This is a genomic window from Arthrobacter sp. Cza30 (assembly GCF_059090765.1).
The window spans coordinates 936,575-953,937 of sequence record NZ_JBNHGA010000001.1 but is presented as its reverse complement, the minus strand read 5'-3'; the positions used below and the strand labels follow the sequence as shown (position 1 = coordinate 953,937).

The following is a 17,363-nucleotide window of genomic DNA, read 5'->3' as shown; positions in this document are numbered from 1 at the left end:
GTAGCGGCCTATGATGCCGCCTTCTCGATGCCGTACACGTAGAACAGCGAGTTCAGGCCGTTCTCGGGCACGCCCGAGACGCCCTCGGCCGCCACGCGCAGCTGCGGGTTGAGGTAGAGCCACACGCTGGCCGCGTCGTCCGAGATCTGCTGGTTCGCCTTCTTGACCAGCTCGGTCTGCTCGTCGGTCGACGACGCCTTCTCCGAGTCGGCCAGCCACGTCTGCACGTCGGCGTTGTCGTAGCCCCAGTAGAAGTCCGGGTTGCCGTAGAAGTTGATGTCGCGGTCGTTGACGTGACCCTGAAGCGTCGCCTCGAAGTTCTTGTCGGTGTACACCTTCTGGTACCACTCGTCGTCGGTGATGACGTTGATCTCGACGGTGATGCCGACCTTCGCGAGCTCGGACTTCACGAACTCCGCCACGGTGGAGTGCACGCCCGAGTCGGGGGTGTCCAGCGTGAAGGTGAAGCCGTCGGCGTAGCCCGCCTCGGCGAGGAGCTCCTCGGCCAGCTCGACGTCGTACGGATTGTTGTCGGCGAGGTCGATGTACCAGGGCTCCGACGGCGGCACCATCGAGCCGATGAGCTGGCCGCGGCCGTCCCAGATGGCGTCCAGGAGCTTCTCCCGGTCGATCGCCGAGTACACGGCCTTGCGCACCTGCACGTCGTCGAACGGAGCGATGCGGTCGTTGAAGGCCAGCAGCTCCTTGGTCGTCGAGGTGCCCTCGATGATCTGGAAGCCGGCCGCTTCGAACTCGGCGAGGCTGTCGGGGTTGGACTGGCTGGTGACGAGGTCGACGGCACCGGTCAGCAGCGCGTTGTTCAGGGCGGTCGGGTCGGCGTAGTACTGGTAGACGACCCCGCCGTTCTTGGGCGCCTCGCCCCAGTAGTCCTCGCTCACCTCGAGGGTGATCGAGTCGCCCTTGCGGTAGTCGGCGAGCTGGTACGGGCCGCTGCCGTCCTCGTTGGCGGTGAGGTCGCCCGCGGCCGGGTTGACGATCCAGACGTAGCCGAGGTTGTAGGTGAAGCTGATCGACGGCTGCGTCAGGGTGACCGCGACGGTCTTGTCGTCCACGACGTCGACGTGGTCGATGACGCTGAGCTGGCGCTTGCGCGCGGCGATCGACTCCTCGCTGACGAAGCGCTCCAGGCTGTACTTGACCGCCTCGGCATCGACCGGGTCGCCGGAGTGGAACGTCGCGTCGTCCTGCAGCGTGAAGGTGTAGACCAGGCCGTCGTCGGAGACCTCGGTCTCGGCGGCCAGCAGCGGCTCGACGGTCGCGTCGTCGGTGATCTTGAACAGACCCTCGTAGACGTTGCCGGTGAACACCTCGGTGACGCCGGAGCTGCCGCCGAAGATCTGGTCGAGGTTGGTCGGCTCGTTCTGCGAGCCGACGACGATCTCGGCATCCGGGTCGGGAGCGCCGGCGGCGCCCGAGGAGGCGGGCGCGCCGCCGGAGGCGCAGCCGGCGAGCACGAGCGCGGCGGCGGTCACGGCCGCTGCGGCGGTGCCCAGTCGTCGAAGGCGTGAAGACACGTCGATTCCTTTGCTGTTTCGGGTGGTGCTGAAGGGAAGGGAGGGCCGTTCAAGCGCGGCGCGGAGGCGCTACAGCGTGAAGCCGTCGGCGAACCGCACGCGCTTCTCGCCCGCGCGCACCGGGAACGGCAGGCGGTTCTGCAGCGGCGGCAGCGGGCAGTTCATCTGGTTGGAGAAGCCGCACGGCGGCACGGTGGCGCGGTTGAAGTCGATCGTGATCGGGATGCTGTCACCCGGGGCCAGCTCGCGGTCGGGGGCGGGCCGGTCGAGGAAGAGGAACCGCCCGGCGCCGTAGCTCTCGGCGCCGTTGGTGCGGTCGCCGAAGACGAGCTGCAGCTTGGCGGTGCCCCCGTAGACGGTGTCGAAGGCGTTCAGCCGGTACTCGGTGCCGTCGACCTCGAACACGAGATCGCCCGAGACCGGGAGCCCGCGGGTGGCGCCGGCGTCCTTGATGTGCTCGAAGGGCACGACGCGCTGCTCGTCGACGAGCTCGAACCGTCCCGGGATGACCCAAGCCGGGTCGTAGTCGTAGTACTCGATGCCCTGGAACGCGCGCTGCGCCGGGGAGTCTTTCCGCCAGATGCGGTACCCCTCCTGCGGGAGACCCGAGTCGATGTCGGCGCGACGCAGCCGCGTGAACAGGGCGTCGGCGGGGTGGCCGGCGCGTGCCGTGGCCTCGTCGACGGGAGGCTCACCGGCCGGCGACCAGTGCGTCAGCACGAGCGACAGCGCACCGTCGGGGGCGGTCACCTTCTCGTGGCGCGACCGGATCCATTCCTCGTGCTCGACCAGGGTTGCTGTTGTCACCATCACAGGAGAACAAATGGTGCGCGGGATCCGGAAATTCCGTTTCTGCTTGTTTCGCGCGTCCCGGGCGTGTCGTGCATTCTGCGCTGGCGCTAGCGGGAGCCAGCGGATTGGGCAACCCGCTGGCGCGGCTCTGCGACGATCAGCAGGCTGGACGCATGGCACGGATCGGCACATCGGGTTGGGTCTACCCGCACTGGCGCGGTGTGCTCTACCACGGGGCCGACCAGCGTCGCTGGCTGCAGACCTACGTCGGCGAGTTCGACACCGTCGAGCTCAACGGCAGCTTCTATCGGTGGCCGTCCGAGCAGCGTTTCGGCGCGTGGCGAGAACGACTGCCCGAGGGTTTCGAGATGACCGTCAAGGCGCCGCGCGGGCTCACGCATGCGCGGCGCCTGCGGGAGCCGGAGGTGTGGATCGACCGCGTCACCGCTGGCCTGCACGCCCTCGCGGGGCGGCGAGGACCGCTCATCGTGCAGCTCCCTCCGACGATGGAGCGGGACGACGCGAGACTGGACTACTTCCTCCGGGTGCTCCCGGACTGGACCCGACCCGTCGTGGAGTTCCGTCACGACTCGTGGAACCACGACGACGTGTTCCGGCTGCTCGAGCGGCACGGCGCCGCGTACTGCGTCATGAGCGGGGCGCGGCTGCCGTGCATCCTGCGGGCCACCGCGCACCTGGTGTACGTGCGGCTCCACGGGCCGGACCCGGATCACCTGTACGGCGGCTCGTACTCGGATGCCGACCTGTCGTGGTGGGCCGAGCGCATCCGGGAGTGGGAACGGGCCGGTCACGAGGTGTACGCGTACTTCAACAACGACGGCGAGGGCAACGCCGTGCGCAACGCGTGGACGCTGCGCGGGATGCTGAGCGGCTGATGCGGCGAGGGCAGCGCCGTGCGCAACGCGTGGACGCTGCGCGGGATGCTGAGCGGCTGACGCGGCGACGGACGAGAGCGCCGCGCCTGACGGCGCGACGCCCTCGATGCTCGCAGCCTTGCGGCTGCTACGCCGCGGCGGCCAGCTGATCCGCCCGCACCCGGATCCCCTCGTCGGAGGCATCCACCGTGACGGTGCCGCCCTCCGCGAGCTCGCCGGTGACGAAGAGGTCCGCGATGCGGTCGTCGACCTCGCGCTGGATCAGACGGCGCAGCGGACGCGCGCCGTACTCGGGCTCATAGCCGTGCTCGGCGAGCCAGGCCACGGCGGCATCCGTCACGACGAGGCCGACCTCGCGCTTGGCCAGCCGTCCCTCGGTCGCACCGAGCAGCAGCCGGACGATGTCGCGCAGCTGCTCCTTCTCCAGCTTGCGGAACAGCACGATCTCGTCGATGCGGTTGAGGAACTCCGGCCGCATCGCCTCGCGGAGCTTGCCGAAGACGCGGTCGCGCAGGTCCTTCTCGGATCCGAAGCCGGTCGCGCCTCCCCCGTCCGCGATGAAGCCGATGGCCCCGGCGCGTGAAGCGAGGAACTCCGAGCCGAGGTTGGAGGTCATCACCACCACGGTGTTGCGGAAGTCGACCGTGCGCCCCTGCCCGTCGGTCAGCCGGCCGTCATCGAGCACCTGCAGCAGCAGGTTGAACACGTCCGGGTGCGCCTTCTCGATCTCGTCGAACAGCACGATCGAGTACGGGTTGCGGCGGACGCGCTCGGTCAGCTGTCCGGCCTCGTCGTAGCCGACGTATCCGGGAGGGGCTCCGACCAGGCGCGAGACGGTGTGACGCTCGCCGAACTCGCTCATGTCGAACCGGATCACCGCGGCCTCGTCGTCGAACAGCGACGCTGCGAGCGCCTTCGCGAGCTCGGTCTTGCCCACGCCGGTGGGCCCGAGGAAGAGGAACGAGCCGACCGGACGGCGCGCGTCGCCCATCCCGGTGCGGTTGCGCCGCACGGCCTTGGCGACCGCGGTCACCGCATCGTCCTGCCCGATGACGCGAGCGTGCAGCTCGTCCTCCAGATGCGACAGGCGCTCGCGCTCCGTCTCGGTGAGTCGGCTCACGGGGATGCCGGTGGCGCGGCTGACCACGGCGGCGATCTCAGGCTCGTCCACGATGGCGTCGGGCGTCAGGGCGGCGCCGGCGGCGGTGGCCCGCTCGAGCCGCGCCTGCACCTCGGTGATCTCGTCGCGGATGCGCGAGGCCTCTTCGTAGTGCTCGGCCGAGACGGCGGCGTTCTTGTCCGCCTCGAGCGTCGCCAGACGCTCGAGGAGGGCGCTCACGTCCACCTGGGCCCCCAGTCGCAGGCGCAGCCGGGCGCCCGCCTGATCGATGAGGTCGATGGCCTTGTCGGGGAGCACCCGCTCGGTCAGGTAGCGGTCGCTCAGCTCCACGGCCGCGCGCAGCGCCTCATCGGTGTAGACGATGCCGTGGTGCTCCTCGTAGGCGGCCTTCAGCCCGCGCAGGATGAGCACGGCGTCCTCGATCGAGGGCTCGCCCACCTTCACCGGCTGGAAGCGGCGCTCGAGCGCGGCATCCTTCTCGATGACGCGGTACTCCTTCAGCGTCGTCGCGCCGACGAGGTGCAGCTCGCCGCGGGCCAGACGCGGCTTGAGGATGTTGCCGGCGTCCATGGCGCCGTCGCCGGCGCCGCCGGCGCCGACCACGGTGTGGATCTCGTCGATGAAGACGATGAGCTCGCCCTTGTGCGCGGCGATCTCGTCCATCGTCTTGGTGAGGCGCTCCTCGAAGTCGCCGCGGTAGCGCGTTCCGGCGAGCATGGCGGCCAGATCCAGCGCGACGACGCGCTTGCCCACGAGCTGCTCGGGAACCGTGCCCTCGACGATGGCCTGGGCCAGGCCCTCGACGATGGCGGTCTTGCCGACACCGGCCTCGCCCACCAGCACGGGGTTGTTCTTGGTCCGGCGGCTGAGGATCTCGATGGTCTGCTCGATCTCGTCGGCGCGTCCGATCACCGGGTCCAGCTCGCCCGCGGACGCGCGCGCCGTGAGGTCGGTGCCGTAGGTGTCGAGCATCGGGGTGTCGGATGCCGCGGCGTCGGCCTCCTCGTCGGCCTCCGGGGCGCCGCTGGGCGACACCGTCTCGCGGACCCCCTGGGTCAGCGCCTCCGCGGTCACACCGGCGCGGGCCAGGACCTGGCCGGCGGGGGTGTCCTGCGCGAGCACGAGCGCGAAGAACAGGTGCTCAGGGTCGACGTAGGTCGACCCGGAGGACCGGGCGACCTGGAAGGCGTGGAACAGGGCGCGCTGGACCGAGGGCGTCACGACCGCGCCGTCGACATCCGCCGGGCGGGATGCCGCGGGCAGCCGCTCCTCGGTGGCGCGGACGATGGCGCGGGGATCGGCGCCGATGCGCTCGATCGCGTCCTTGGCCGGCGATTCGGCGGCGAGGACCCGCAGCACGTGCAGGGCGTCCAGTTCGTGCTGCCCTCGCTCGAGGGCGTAACGGCCGGCGCGCTGCAGCAGCTGCTGCGTGCGAGCGCCGAGGAAGCGACTGAGGTCGATCGACCGCTCCGCGCGAGCGCGCTCCCCCGCGAGGTAGCGCGCCAGGAACTCGTCGAACGAGCTTCCGTGGTCGTCGGCGCCGCTCGAGGGTGTGAAGTCTTCGGGCATTCCATCTCTCCTGAACTTGAGTGCGGTGCTGTCAAGTTTAAGAACTTGAGCACAGCCGTATCAAGTTCAACCGTGTCGCGCCGGGGGTATTCCCGGAACGTCGCGGAGACGGATTCCGTGTCCCCCGCGCGCATTTCCGTGTCCCGCACGGATGTGCCGCCGCGGCGGCCGGAGGACGCTTTCACTGTCCACCGACGAAAAGGAGAAGGACATGACCGAATCCCAGACCCCCACCATCGAGAACGAGGACAGGGCGCTCAAGGACAAGCACCGCGCGATGTGGGCGTCCGGCGACTACCCCGCCCTCGCCTCCGACCTCATCTGGTCGCTCGGGCCCCGCCTTGTCGCCGCCGTCGACGTGCGCGCCGGCGAGCGGGTGCTCGATGTCGCCGCCGGCACCGGCAATGCCGCGATCCCGGCGGCGCTGCGCGGCGCGGACGTGGTCGCGAGCGATCTCACCCCGGAGCTGTTCGAGGCCGGACGTCAGCGCGCGAGCGAGGCGGGAGCCACCCTGGAGTGGGTGCCAGGCGACGCCGAGGCGCTGCCGTTCCCCGACGACGCGTTCGATGTCGTGCTGTCGTGCGTCGGCGTGATGTTCGCGCCGCACCACGAGCGGGCCGCGGCCGAGCTGCTGCGCGTCACGCGGCCCGGCGGCCGCATCGGGCTGCTCAGCTGGACGCCGGCAGGCTTCATCGGCCGCATGTTCGCGACCATGAAGCCCTTCAACGCACCACCGCCGGCGGGCGCGCAGCCGCCGCCGCTGTGGGGCGACGAGCAGCACGTGCGCGCACTGCTCGGCGACCGCGTCGAGAACGTCCGGGCCACCCGCGAAACCGTCCGCATCGACCGTTTCGCCGACGGCGAGCAGTTCCGGGCGTACTTCGCTTCGCACTACGGCCCGACGATCGCCGTCTACAACCGCAACGCCGACGACCCTGAGCGCATCGCGGCCCTCGATGCCGCGCTGGTCGCACTCGGCGACGACGCGGTGGGGACCGACGGCGCCATGGAGTGGGAGTTCCTGCTCTTCACCGCGACGGTGCGCTGACGCGGCGCAACCCGGAAGGAGACGGGCGGATGTCCGCGTACGATCCCTTCGCGCTCTGGCTCATGGAGCGCGAGCGGCGGCAGCTGGACCTCGAGCTCGTGCGCCGCATCCGCGAGCGGGGCGCGGAGCAGACCCGGCGCACCCGCGCACCGCACGCCGGCGCCGAACCGGTCGCACGGCCCGCCGCCCGGGGGCGGCGCGGCATCCGCCCTCTCCTTCCGGGTGATGCGTGAGTACACTGGCGGCGTGGTGGGCACGCCCCTCACACCGCGCGAACGCGCGGTGCTCGCCGCCGTGGAGCGACGACTGAGCAACCCCGAGATCGCCGCGGAGTTGTTCATCTCGGTGCGCACCGTCGAGAGCCACATCGCGAGCCTCCGCCGCAAGCTGCACGTCGACAGCCGGGCGGGGCTCGTCGCGGGCGCGCGGGAGTTCCGCGAGTCCGCCGTGCGGACGCCCGCCAACCCGCTGCGCGGGCGCGGTCGCGACCTGGCACGATTGCGCGAGCTTCTCGCTGGGCATCCGCAGGTCACGATCGTCGGCCCGGGAGGCGTCGGCAAGACGCGGCTCGCCCTCGAGTACGCCCGCAACGCACACGATCGCGTGCCGATCATCGTCGAGCTCGAGCACGCGACACGCGAGGACGTCGTGCAGCGGCTGGCCCGCACGCTGGGCCTCGAACCGTCGCCGGGGCAGGATGCGATCGAATCGGCGGCCGTCGCCTTGTCTTCGCACGAATCGCTCCTGCTCCTGGACAATGCCGATCATGTCGCGCGGGCGACCGGCGAGGTCGTGTCGCGGCTGCGCGACCGAGCGCCCCGCCTGACGGTGCTGACGACGTCCCGAACTCCGCTGGGAGGAGCAGACGAGGTCGTGATCCCGCTCGCGCCGCTGAGCACCGACGGCGTCGACGCGCCGGCCACCGCGGTGCTGCTCGACAGGATCGAGGCGTCCGGCGGCACGGTCGACCCCGACCGGATCGAGACGGCGCACCACATCGCCAGGCGCCTGGAAGGTCTTCCGCTGGCGCTCGAACTGGCCGCCTCGGCCGCGCGTCACGTGCCGCTCGAGGAGCTCGCCGCCCGCCTGGACCGGGACTTCGCGATGCTGGACCGGGCCGCGCCGGAGGGCCGTCACCGCAGCCTGGCCACCGCGTTCGAGTGGAGCTGGGAGCTGCTGTCGACCGACGAGCAGGACGTGCTGCGGCGCCTGGCCTCGCTTCCCCGCACCTTCGACATCGACCTCGCCATCGCCGTCACCCACGACCGGGCCGAGGGGACGGTGATGCGGCTGCTGGACCGGTCGCTCGTGGTGCCGGCGTCCGTCCGCCCTCCGCGATGGCGGCTGCTGGCCGTGCTGCGGGAGTTCGTGCTGGATCGCACCGATCCCGCCCTGGTCGACGAGGTCCGCGAGCGACATGCCGCGCACATCGAGGCCACCGCGTCGGCGTTCGCCGATCGGGCGCGCAGCGACAGCAGCCGCGAGGCGCTGACGACCTCGGCGCTGCTGTGCCCCGAGGCCAACGCCGCGCTGCGCTGGGCGATCGCGACCGCCAGTCCGCTTGCTCCGTCGCTGGCGGGATCGCTCGCGGTGGGCGTCGAGCAGTACGGCTCGGATGTCGACAGCCTGGAAGGCCTCGCGCGCGCCGCCCGGGACGAGAACGTGCTCGCCCACGCCACGCCGCGGCAGCTCCTCGCGCTCGGCGACGCGCTGTCGTTCATCGACGTCGACCTGGTGTCGGCTCTCGCCCGTCGTGCGCTCGCCCTCGCGGACGACGACCTGGGACGGCTGGCCGCACACCGGCTGGCAGGCCTCGCCGCGGCACACGGGCCCGCTCCCCGCTCGGCGCTTGCCCACCTCGAGATCGCGGAGCGGCTCGCGATCGCTCTCGACGAGCGATGGCAGCTCGCCGCGACGCGCCAGCACCGGGGCGTGGCGCTGCGCGCCATGGCGCTGAGCGGCAACGACCCCGACCTGCTCGGCGCGGCCCTCGACGCCTTCGAGACGGCGGTGCTCGCCTACGCCGAAGCCGGCGACGAGGTCCATGTAAACAACGTCCGGTTCATGATGGCCCTCACCGCCGCGGAGGCGGGGTTCGATACGGCCCGGGCTGCCGCGTGGGCGACCAGCTGCGCGGAGTACGCCGAGCGCACGGGCAACGAGCACGAGCTGGCGCACGCCCGGCTGGCGCTGGCGACGCTCGGCGTGGACGCCGGCAGCGAGCTGACCGATCTCATCGACACGTTCCGGCAGCTCGGCGACCTCCGCTGCGTCAACCGCGGACTGCTGCTGCGGGCCGCGCGCACGCGCGTCCCCGAGGCGCGCGTGCACGCACTCGAGGAGGCCCTCGGCATCGCGACGGCGGCGAACGACACCGCCCGACAGGTCACGACACTCACGCGCATGGTCGCCGCCTATCGCGATGCCGGCGACGAGGCCGCCGCTCTGCGATCGCTGCAGGCGCTCGCAGAGCGCGCGGGCGTCGAGGTCGCGACGGCCGCGTGCCCTCCCGAACTGTCCGCGACGTTCGCGCACGCGGCGATGCCGGCCCAGCCCGCGAGATCGCGGACATGATGCGTCCGGGATGCCGCCTACCGTGGACCCGAGGGAGGCGGTCTCCCCAGGAACGGAGCGGGTCATGGAGTGGAGGATCGAGCTCATCTTCGTACCGGTGAGCGATGTGGACCGGGCGAAGGAGTTCTACAGCCGCATCGGGTTCCACGCCGACCACGATCACACGCCGTACGAGGGTCTGCGGTTCGTGCAGATGACCCCGCCCGGCTCGGCGTGCTCGATCGCCTTCGGCACCGATCTGGGCGGGCGACTGAAGCCGGGCCAGCAGGATTCCATCCAGGTCGTCGTGCCCGACGCCGACGAGGCGCTGGCGCACCTGCGCCGGCTCGGCGTCGACGCGCACGGCGTCGATGAGCAGTCGTGGGGGCGTTTCGTCACCTTCGACGACCCTGACGGCAACAGCTGGACGCTGCAGCAGCTGCCCCCGCGCGCCTGACCGCGCCGCAGACCTCGTCGCTCGGCTCGAGCCTCGGTAGCGTGGAGCGGTGACGTTCCCGTTCGAGGCTCTGCGGCGCTGGCCCGACGTCGAGGCGCCCGACCTCGTCGCCTCGGATGCCGCCGACCGGCTGATCCTCGACGAGTCCGCGGCCGGGCGAGCGGCGGCCGAGCCCGGCGGGATCGTCGTGATCGGCGACGGCTACGGCGCGCTGACGCTCGCGGCGGCGAGTGCCGGCGCGCGCGGCATCCGTGTGCATCAGGACGCCGTCACCGGCGAGCGCGCCCTGGTCGCGAACGCCGAGCGGCTGGGCTTGACGGGTGCGTTCGCCTCGCACGAGCTGACCGCGGAGCTGGTGCGGAACGCCCGCGTGGTGCTCCTGCGTCTTCCCCGATCCTTGGACGCCCTGCGCGACGCGGCGGCGCTGGTCGCGGCATACGCGGCCCCGGATGTCGTCGTCTACGCCGGCGGACGGGTCAAGCACATGACGACGACGATGAACGACGTGCTCGGAGAGCACTTCGCGCGCGTGGACGTCACGCACGCCCGGCAGAAGTCCCGCGTCCTCATCGCGCGCGGTCCGCAGGACGGTCACGATCCGCAGCCGCGGACGCAGCAGCACGACGGCGTCGTGGTGTGCGCCTACGGAGGGGTCTTCGCCGGCGCGGCCCTCGACATCGGCACGCGGTTCCTGCTGGAGAATCTTCCCGCGGAGATCCCCGCGGACGTCCCTGCGATCGACCTGGCGTGCGGCAACGGCGTCGTGGCGGCAGCCCTCGCGCTTCGGCATCCGTCGCTTCGTGTCCATGCGTGCGATCAGTCCGCCGCGGCCGTGGCCTCGGCTCGTGCGACGGCGGTCGCCAACGGCGTCGCCGACCGCGTCGACGTCGTCCGGGAGGACATGCTGTCGGGTCGCGGCGACGGCAGCGCCGCGTTCATCGCGCTCAATCCCCCGTTCCACTCCGGCGCCGCCGTCCACGAGGGCATCGCGCCGCGCATGTTCGCCGATGCGGCCCGCGTGCTGCGCGCCGGCGGCCAACTGTGGACGGTGTGGAACTCGGGCCTCCACTATCGGCCGACGCTCGAGCGCCTCGTGGGCCCCACGCGTCAGATCGCACGGAACGCCAAGTTCACGGTGACCGCGTCCGTCAAGCGCTGACCAGCAGCCCGGTCATGCGCTGGAGCGCTCGTCGCGGACGGCGAGGCGTTCGCGCGCGAGGTCCGGATGACCCGGGGGCTCGGGTGCAGACCAGCCGAGCCCCCGGGTGGTCGCGGATGCGGTTCCGCGACCGGCGCCGGACCGGGACTCCGGCGCCTTCCGACTCAGAGATGACGGAAGGGGCCGATTATTACGCGACTTCCTCGAATCCGCTGAGGCGCATCGGCGGTGCACGCGGAAGGGCCCCCGCCGTGCGGCGGGGGCCCTTCCTGTTGCTGGGAGACGCGTGGTTCCGCGCCGACCCGGGGTTCTAGAAGTCCCAGTCCTCGTCCTCGGTGGCCTCGGCCTTGCCGATGACGTACGACGAGCCGGACCCGCTGAAGAAGTCGTGGTTCTCGTCGGCGTTCGGAGACAGGGCGGACAGGATGGCGGGGTTCACGTCCGTGACGCTCGATGGGAACATCGCCTCGTATCCGAGGTTCATCAGCGCCTTGTTGGCGTTGTAGTGCAGGAACTTCTTGACGTCCTCGGTCAGTCCGACGCCGTCGTAGAGGTCCTGCGTGTACTGCACCTCGTTGTCGTAGAGCTCGTACAGGAGCGAGAACGTGTAGTCCTTGATGTCCTGCCGCGTGGCCTCGTCGACGCGCTCCAGGCCGCGCTGGAACTTGTAGCCGATGTAGTACCCGTGCACGGCCTCGTCGCGGATGATGAGGCGGATCAGGTCGGCGGTGTTGGTGAGCTTGGCGCGGCTGGACCAGTGCATCGGCAGGTAGAAGCCCGAGTAGAACAGGAACGACTCCAGCAGGGTCGAGGCGACCTTGCGCTTGAGGGGCTCGTCGCCGCGGTAGTACTCCATGACGATCTGAGCCTTCTTCTGAAGGTTCTCGTTCTCGACCGACCAGCGGAACGCCTCTTCGATCTCCTTCGTCGAGCACAGCGTCGAGAAGATCGAGGAGTACGACTTCGCGTGCACCGACTCCATGAACGCGATGTTGGTGTACACCGCCTCCTCGTGCGGGGTCACGGCGTCGGGGATCAGCGAGACCGCGCCGACGGTGCCCTGGATGGTGTCCAACAGCGTCAGCCCGGTGAACACGCGCATCGTGAGCGTCTGCTCCTCGGGCGTGAGGGTGTTCCACGACTGGATGTCGTTGGACAGCGGCACCTTCTCGGGCAGCCAGAAGTTGTTGACGAGGCGGTTCCACACCTCGACGTCCTTCTCGTCCTCGATGCGGTTCCAGTTGATCGCCTGGACCTTGTCCAGCAGCTGCAGCTTCTCAGCCATGTCGTTCCTCGGTGTGTGGGCGTGTCGGCGAAGGGATGGTCGAGATCGCGGCGGCCTCGTGCGTCACAGCATGCACGAGACGCAGCCCTCGACCTCGGTGCCCTCGAGCGCCATCTGCCGCAGGCGGATGTAGTAGATGGTCTTGATGCCCTTCTTCCACGCGTAGATCTGCGCCTTGTTGATGTCGCGCGTGGTGACGGTGTCCTTGAAGAACAGCGTGAGCGACAGGCCCTGGTCCACGTGCTGCGTGGCGGCGGCGTACGTGTCGATGACCTTCTCGTAGCCGATCTCGTACGCGTCCTGGAAGTACTCCAGGTTGTCGTTGGTCATGAACGGCGCCGGGTAGTACACCCGGCCGAGCTTGCCTTCCTTGCGGATCTCGATCTTCGACGCGATCGGGTGGATCGAGCTGGTCGAGTTGTTGATGTACGAGATGGAGCCCGTGGGAGGCACCGCCTGCAGGTTCTGGTTGTAGATGCCGTACTGCTGGATGCTGGCCTTGAGCTGCTTCCAGTCCTCCTGCGTCGGGATCGGGATGCCGGCGAAGAGCTGCTTGACCTTGTCGGTCTTCGGCTCCCACACCTGGTCGGTGTACTTGTCGAAGAACTCCCCCGAGGCGTACTTGGAGTCCCAGAACCCGTCGAAGACCTGGCCGCGCTCGATGGCGAGGAGGTTCGACGCACGCAGCGCGTGGAACAGCACCGTGTAGAAGTAGATGTTCGTGAAGTCGACGCCCTCTTCCGACCCGTAGTGGACGTGCTCGCGGGCGAGGTATCCGTGCAGGTTCATCTGGCCGAGGCCGATCGCGTGCGAGCGGTCGTTGCCGTCCTCGATGGAGCGCACCGAGCGGATGTGGCTCTGGTCGCTCACCGCCGTCAGAGCGCGGATGGCCGTCTCGACGGTCTTGCCGAGGTTCCTGCCGTCCATCGCGAGCGCGATGTTCATCGAGCCCAGGTTGCAGGAGATGTCCTTGCCGATCTGGGCGTACGACAGGTCCTCGTTGTAGGTGGTCGGCGTGTTGACCTGCAGGATCTCCGAGCACAGGTTCGACATGTTGATCCGGCCCTTGATCGGGTTGGCCTTGTTCACCGTGTCCTCGAACATGATGTAGGGGTAGCCGGACTCGAACTGGATCTCGGCGAGCGTCTGGAAGAACTCGCGGGCGTTGATCTTGGTCTTCTTGATCCGCGCGTCGTCGACCATCTCGCGGTACTTCTCGGTCACCGAGATGTCGCCGAACGGCACGCCGTAGACGCGCTCGACGTCGTACGGCGAGAACAGGTACATGTCCTCGTCGTTCTTGGCCAGCTCGAACGTGATGTCGGGGATCACGACGCCCAGCGACAGGGTCTTGATGCGGATCTTCTCGTCGGCGTTCTCGCGCTTGGTGTCGAGGAACCGCAGGATGTCGGGGTGGTGGGCGCTCAGGTACACCGCGCCGGCGCCCTGGCGCGCGCCCAGCTGGTTGGCGTACGAGAACGAGTCCTCGAGCAGCTTCATCACCGGGATGATGCCGCTGGACTGGTTCTCGATCTGCTTGATCGGGGCACCGGCCTCGCGGATGTTCGACAGCAGGAGCGCGACGCCGCCGCCGCGCTTGCTCAGCTGCAGCGCGGAGTTGATGCCGCGCGCGATCGACTCCATGTTGTCCTCGATGCGCAGCAGGAAGCACGACACGAGCTCACCGCGCTGCGCCTTGCCGGTGTTGAGGAACGTCGGCGTCGCAGGCTGGAACCGGCCCGAGATGATCTCCTCGACCAGCTCGATCGCGAGCTTCTGGTCGCCGTCGGCCAGGCCCAGGGCCGTCATGACGACGCGGTCCTCGAAGCGCTCGAGGTAGCGCTTGCCGTCGAAGGTCTTCAGCGTGTAGCTGGTGTAGTACTTGAACGCGCCGAGGAACGTCTCGAAGCGGAACTTCTTGGAGTACGCCAGGTCGTTGAGCTCCTGGATGAACTCGAACGGGTACTTCTCCAGGACGGATGCCTCGTAGTACTGCTTCTCGACCAGGTAGTCCAGCCGCTCCTTCAGGGAGTGGAAGAACACCGTGTTCTGGTTCACGTGCTGCAGGAAGTACTCCCGCGCCGCACGCTTGTCCGCGTCGAACTGGATCTTGCCGTCCGCGTCGTACAGGTTCAGCATCGCGTTGAGGGCGTGGTAATCCATCCCCTCGAAGCGCGCGTCCGTCTTGAAGTCGGCCTGCGTCAGAGTTCCCACCATCGTTCCAATCCCGCGTTCACGCGTTCCACATCTTCTGGCGTGCCGAATACTTCGAGCCGATACAAGTGGGGCACGGCGCACTTGCGGCTGATGATGTCGCCGGCGAGACAGAAGTGCTCGCCGAAGTTGGTGTTCCCCGCGGAGATGACGCCGCGGATGAGACTCCGGTTGTGCTCGTCGTTGAGGAACCGGATCACCTGCTTGGGGACGGCGCCCTTCTCGACACCCCTCCCCTGGCCTCCGCCATAGGTCGGGGTGACGAGAACGTACGGCTCGTCGACCCGGAGCGGCGGATCGCCCGCGTGGATCGGGATCCGCACCGCCCGGGCTCCCAGCTTCTCGATGAAGCGCGCGGTGTTGCCGGACACGCTCGAGAAGTAGACCAGGAGCGGCTTCGCGGTCGCTCGCCCGGCAACCGCGTCTCGCTGTGCGGTCGCGGTTGCCATGGCGTTACGCGAGTCGCGCTGCGAGCTCGTCGATCTTGTCGGGACGGAAGCCCGACCAGTGGTCCTCATCCGTGATGACGACCGGCGCCTGAAGGTAGCCCAGCGCCTTGACCTGCTCGAGGGCCGCCGGGTCCTCGGAGAGGTCGTGAACCTCGTATTCGATACCCTTCGAGTCCAGCGCTCGATAAGTCGCCGTGCACTGAACGCACGCGGGCTTCGTGTAGACCGTGATCGCCATGTCGACCCGTCTCTCCCCTCACATCCGGTTGAATCTCCGGCAGTCCCCCCACCGGGAGTCCAATACTACATATGGGTGCAGACATTGGATAGCACCACAAGGGCTAGTAGTTACATCAATGTGATTTCTCCACCGCTCTCCCCATATACAACACAGGTTGTCCACCGTTTCATCCACAGATCGGCCACGGATCCGAACCCCGGAAAAGGGCTGAAACCCGCGGCTTTCGCTCCCCGCGGCGGGATCCATCCACAGCCGGAGGCTATGAGCGACCTCCGACATCGGATCGGACCTGTGGAGGAGCACACCGGCGTGTCGCGCGCGTCGCCGCCGCATGCTCGGGGCAGTACCGTTGTGGGGTGGCTGGCTACCGGGATCTTCTTCGCACGCCGGGGGTCGGACGCATCATCGCGGCACAGCTGGCGGCCCGCTTCCCCAACGGGATGACGAGCCTCGCGATCCTGCTCCACATCGAGCACGTGACGGGCTCGTACGGCGCGGCCGGCCTCGTCCTGGCGGCGACATCGATCGGCCAGGCGGTCGCGGGACCGGTGACGAGCCGATGGATGGGCCGATGGGGCATGCGCCGCGTGCTCACCACGACCCTGATCATCTGCGCGCTCTCGCTGACCGGCATCGCTCTGCTCGACCTCCCCGTGCCGGGATACATGGCCCTGGCTCTGCTGGGCGGACTCGCCACCCCTCCGGTCCAGTCCGCCGTGCGCACGATCTACCCGAAGATGGTGACCGCGCGGCAGCTGACCCCGCTGTTCTCGTTGGACGCCTCGCTGCAGGAGATCATCTGGATCATCGCGCCGGTGCTCATCACCTTCGTCGCGACGCAGGCGGGCACGGTCCCGGGGCTGCTGCTCATCGTCGCGATCCTCGTCGGCGGCGGCGCCTGGTTCATCCTCTCCCCCGAGGTCGGGCGTGTGCGGATCCCCCGCAGCCGCCGGGGGCTGGGCCGAGTGCTCGCCAAGCCCGCCGTGCTGCTGGCGACGGTCGTCGGATTCCTCCTCGTCGGCGCGTGCGCCGCGGTGGAGGCGGGCGTCGTCGCGACCTTCGACCACGGAGGCCTGGAGGCCGGTCTCGTCCTCGCCGTCTTCTCGATCGGCAGCCTCGCCGGCGGGCTCGCCCTGGGTCACATCCCGATCGGCCGCTGGGCGATGGCCCGTCGGCTGCTCATCGTGACGGTGGGGCTCACGCTCACGATCGTGTCCCTGAACGTGTGGTGGCTCGGCGGCACCCTGATCCTGGCCGGCATCGGCATCGCACCGGCCCTCGCGGTGCTGTTCGCGATGACCTCCGCGAGTGTGAAGTTCAGCGACACGGCGGAGGCGTTCGGATGGGTCGGCACCGGGCAGCTGATCGGCGCGGCCGCGGGCTCCGCGATCGCGGGCTTCCTCATCGACGACATCGGCCCGACCGGCGCGTACGTGGCGGCAGCGGCGTTCGCGGCGGCCGGCCTCGTGGTCGCCGTGGCCTGCGTGCGCGGCTTCCCGGATCTGCGAGGCCGCGACGCGAGCCCGATTCCCGACACCGAGCCGGTGCAGACGATCCACTGACCTCGAGCGGCCGGGGACGCTCAGGCGATGCGGCGCAGCATCTCCAGCAGCGCCAGCGCGTAGGCGTCGGCGGGTTCGGGATGCTCGAAGGTCATCCGCTTCCCCGCGAGCTCGATCACCACCTCGTGCGTGTCCGGCAGGCGTGTCAGCGTGCGGAAGGCGCCGCGCAGCAGCTCGCGCAGCTGATGCTCGTGCGGCAGCCACAGGGCGTCTTCGAGCGCCACCGAATCGAGCGCCCACTCGGTCGTGCCGTTGAAGGCGAGGATCCGCCCCGTCGGGTACTCGCGCGGCTCGATCGTCATCTCGCTGACCGTGAACACGTCGGCCTCGAACTCCGGCTCCTCCAGCTGGAACCGGTCGCCGGAATGCGGATGCCAGATGAGTCCGGCATCCCGCAGGGCCATGGCCAGCTCCGTCGAGATCATGCGTCCATTCTCGCCCGAGCCTCGGCAGCAGCGGTCGGAAGGCGACGCCACAGCGCAT

15 protein-coding genes are annotated in these 17,363 nt (G+C 69.4%); 7 read left to right on the top strand and 8 right to left on the bottom strand.

Annotated features, from left to right (window positions below; genetic code table 11):
- Positions 1 to 8: 8 nt before the first annotated feature.
- The gene (locus AC5RVZ_RS04370; protein WP_494064536.1) at positions 9 to 1,535 is read right to left on the bottom strand and encodes an ABC transporter substrate-binding protein; all 1,527 of its coding nucleotides are present in this window, start codon (positions 1,533 to 1,535) and stop codon (positions 9 to 11) included.
- Positions 1,536 to 1,604: 69 nt separating this feature from the next.
- Complete coding sequence (locus AC5RVZ_RS04365; protein ID WP_494064535.1) at positions 1,605 to 2,345, bottom strand: DUF1684 domain-containing protein; 741 nt, start codon at positions 2,343 to 2,345, stop codon at positions 1,605 to 1,607.
- A gap of 155 nt (positions 2,346 to 2,500) precedes the next feature.
- On the opposite strand from AC5RVZ_RS04365, the gene AC5RVZ_RS04360 reads away from it, so the two are divergent.
- Positions 2,501 to 3,223, top strand: a complete 723-nt coding sequence (locus AC5RVZ_RS04360; protein WP_494064534.1) for a DUF72 domain-containing protein — start codon at positions 2,501 to 2,503, stop codon at positions 3,221 to 3,223.
- Between the two features lie 127 nt (positions 3,224 to 3,350).
- Here the strand turns inward: AC5RVZ_RS04360 and AC5RVZ_RS04355 are convergent, their stop codons facing one another.
- Entirely contained in the window at positions 3,351 to 5,912 is a 2,562-nt protein-coding gene (locus AC5RVZ_RS04355; RefSeq protein WP_494064533.1) for an ATP-dependent Clp protease ATP-binding subunit, read from the bottom strand.
- A gap of 211 nt (positions 5,913 to 6,123) precedes the next feature.
- Between AC5RVZ_RS04355 and AC5RVZ_RS04350 the strand changes: the two genes are divergently transcribed.
- From AC5RVZ_RS04350 to AC5RVZ_RS04330, 5 genes are all read left to right on the top strand, one after another.
- Positions 6,124 to 6,960, top strand: a complete 837-nt coding sequence (locus tag AC5RVZ_RS04350) for a class I SAM-dependent methyltransferase (protein WP_494064532.1) — start codon at positions 6,124 to 6,126, stop codon at positions 6,958 to 6,960.
- Between the two features lie 29 nt (positions 6,961 to 6,989).
- Positions 6,990 to 7,193, top strand: coding sequence for a hypothetical protein (locus tag AC5RVZ_RS04345; protein WP_494064531.1), 204 nt, complete (start codon positions 6,990 to 6,992; stop codon positions 7,191 to 7,193).
- Between the two features lie 13 nt (positions 7,194 to 7,206).
- Entirely contained in the window at positions 7,207 to 9,534 is a 2,328-nt protein-coding gene (locus AC5RVZ_RS04340) for an ATP-binding protein (RefSeq protein ID WP_494064530.1), read from the top strand.
- A gap of 64 nt (positions 9,535 to 9,598) precedes the next feature.
- Positions 9,599 to 9,970, top strand: coding sequence for a VOC family protein (locus AC5RVZ_RS04335; protein WP_494064529.1), 372 nt, complete (start codon positions 9,599 to 9,601; stop codon positions 9,968 to 9,970).
- A 49-nt stretch (positions 9,971 to 10,019) separates the two neighbouring features.
- On the top strand, positions 10,020 to 11,129 hold the full coding sequence (locus AC5RVZ_RS04330; protein ID WP_494064528.1) for a class I SAM-dependent methyltransferase: 1,110 nt from the start codon (positions 10,020 to 10,022) through the stop codon (positions 11,127 to 11,129).
- A 310-nt stretch (positions 11,130 to 11,439) separates the two neighbouring features.
- On the opposite strand, the gene nrdF is transcribed toward AC5RVZ_RS04330, so the two are convergent.
- The 4 genes from nrdF to nrdH all read right to left on the bottom strand — a co-directional run bounded on the left by nrdF (position 11,440) and on the right by nrdH (position 15,315).
- Positions 11,440 to 12,414 carry a class 1b ribonucleoside-diphosphate reductase subunit beta gene (gene nrdF / locus AC5RVZ_RS04325; protein WP_494064527.1) on the bottom strand — a complete coding sequence of 325 codons (975 nt, stop codon included), beginning with the start codon at positions 12,412 to 12,414 and terminating at the stop codon, positions 11,440 to 11,442.
- A gap of 63 nt (positions 12,415 to 12,477) precedes the next feature.
- Positions 12,478 to 14,631 (bottom strand): class 1b ribonucleoside-diphosphate reductase subunit alpha, encoded by a 2,154-nt coding sequence (gene nrdE, locus AC5RVZ_RS04320; protein ID WP_494064526.1) that lies wholly within the window; start codon positions 14,629 to 14,631, stop codon positions 12,478 to 12,480.
- A complete protein-coding gene (gene nrdI, locus AC5RVZ_RS04315) occupies positions 14,616 to 15,077 on the bottom strand; it encodes a class Ib ribonucleoside-diphosphate reductase assembly flavoprotein NrdI (RefSeq protein ID WP_494064525.1) in 462 nt (153 codons plus the stop codon). Before nrdI ends, nrdE begins: the two co-directional genes overlap by 16 nt.
- A gap of 4 nt (positions 15,078 to 15,081) precedes the next feature.
- On the bottom strand, positions 15,082 to 15,315 hold the full coding sequence (gene nrdH / locus AC5RVZ_RS04310) for a glutaredoxin-like protein NrdH (RefSeq protein WP_179489201.1): 234 nt from the start codon (positions 15,313 to 15,315) through the stop codon (positions 15,082 to 15,084).
- 359 nt (positions 15,316 to 15,674) lie between these two features.
- On the opposite strand from nrdH, the gene AC5RVZ_RS04305 reads away from it, so the two are divergent.
- Positions 15,675 to 16,880 carry an MFS transporter gene (locus tag AC5RVZ_RS04305; RefSeq protein WP_494064524.1) on the top strand — a complete coding sequence of 402 codons (1,206 nt, stop codon included), beginning with the start codon at positions 15,675 to 15,677 and terminating at the stop codon, positions 16,878 to 16,880.
- 20 nt (positions 16,881 to 16,900) lie between these two features.
- Here AC5RVZ_RS04305 and AC5RVZ_RS04300 read toward each other — a convergent pair whose 3' ends face one another.
- Positions 16,901 to 17,305: a pilus assembly protein CpaE gene (locus AC5RVZ_RS04300; protein WP_494064523.1), complete on the bottom strand. Its 405-nt coding sequence runs from the start codon at positions 17,303 to 17,305 to the stop codon at positions 16,901 to 16,903.
- Between the last annotated feature and the right edge of the window lie 58 nt (positions 17,306 to 17,363).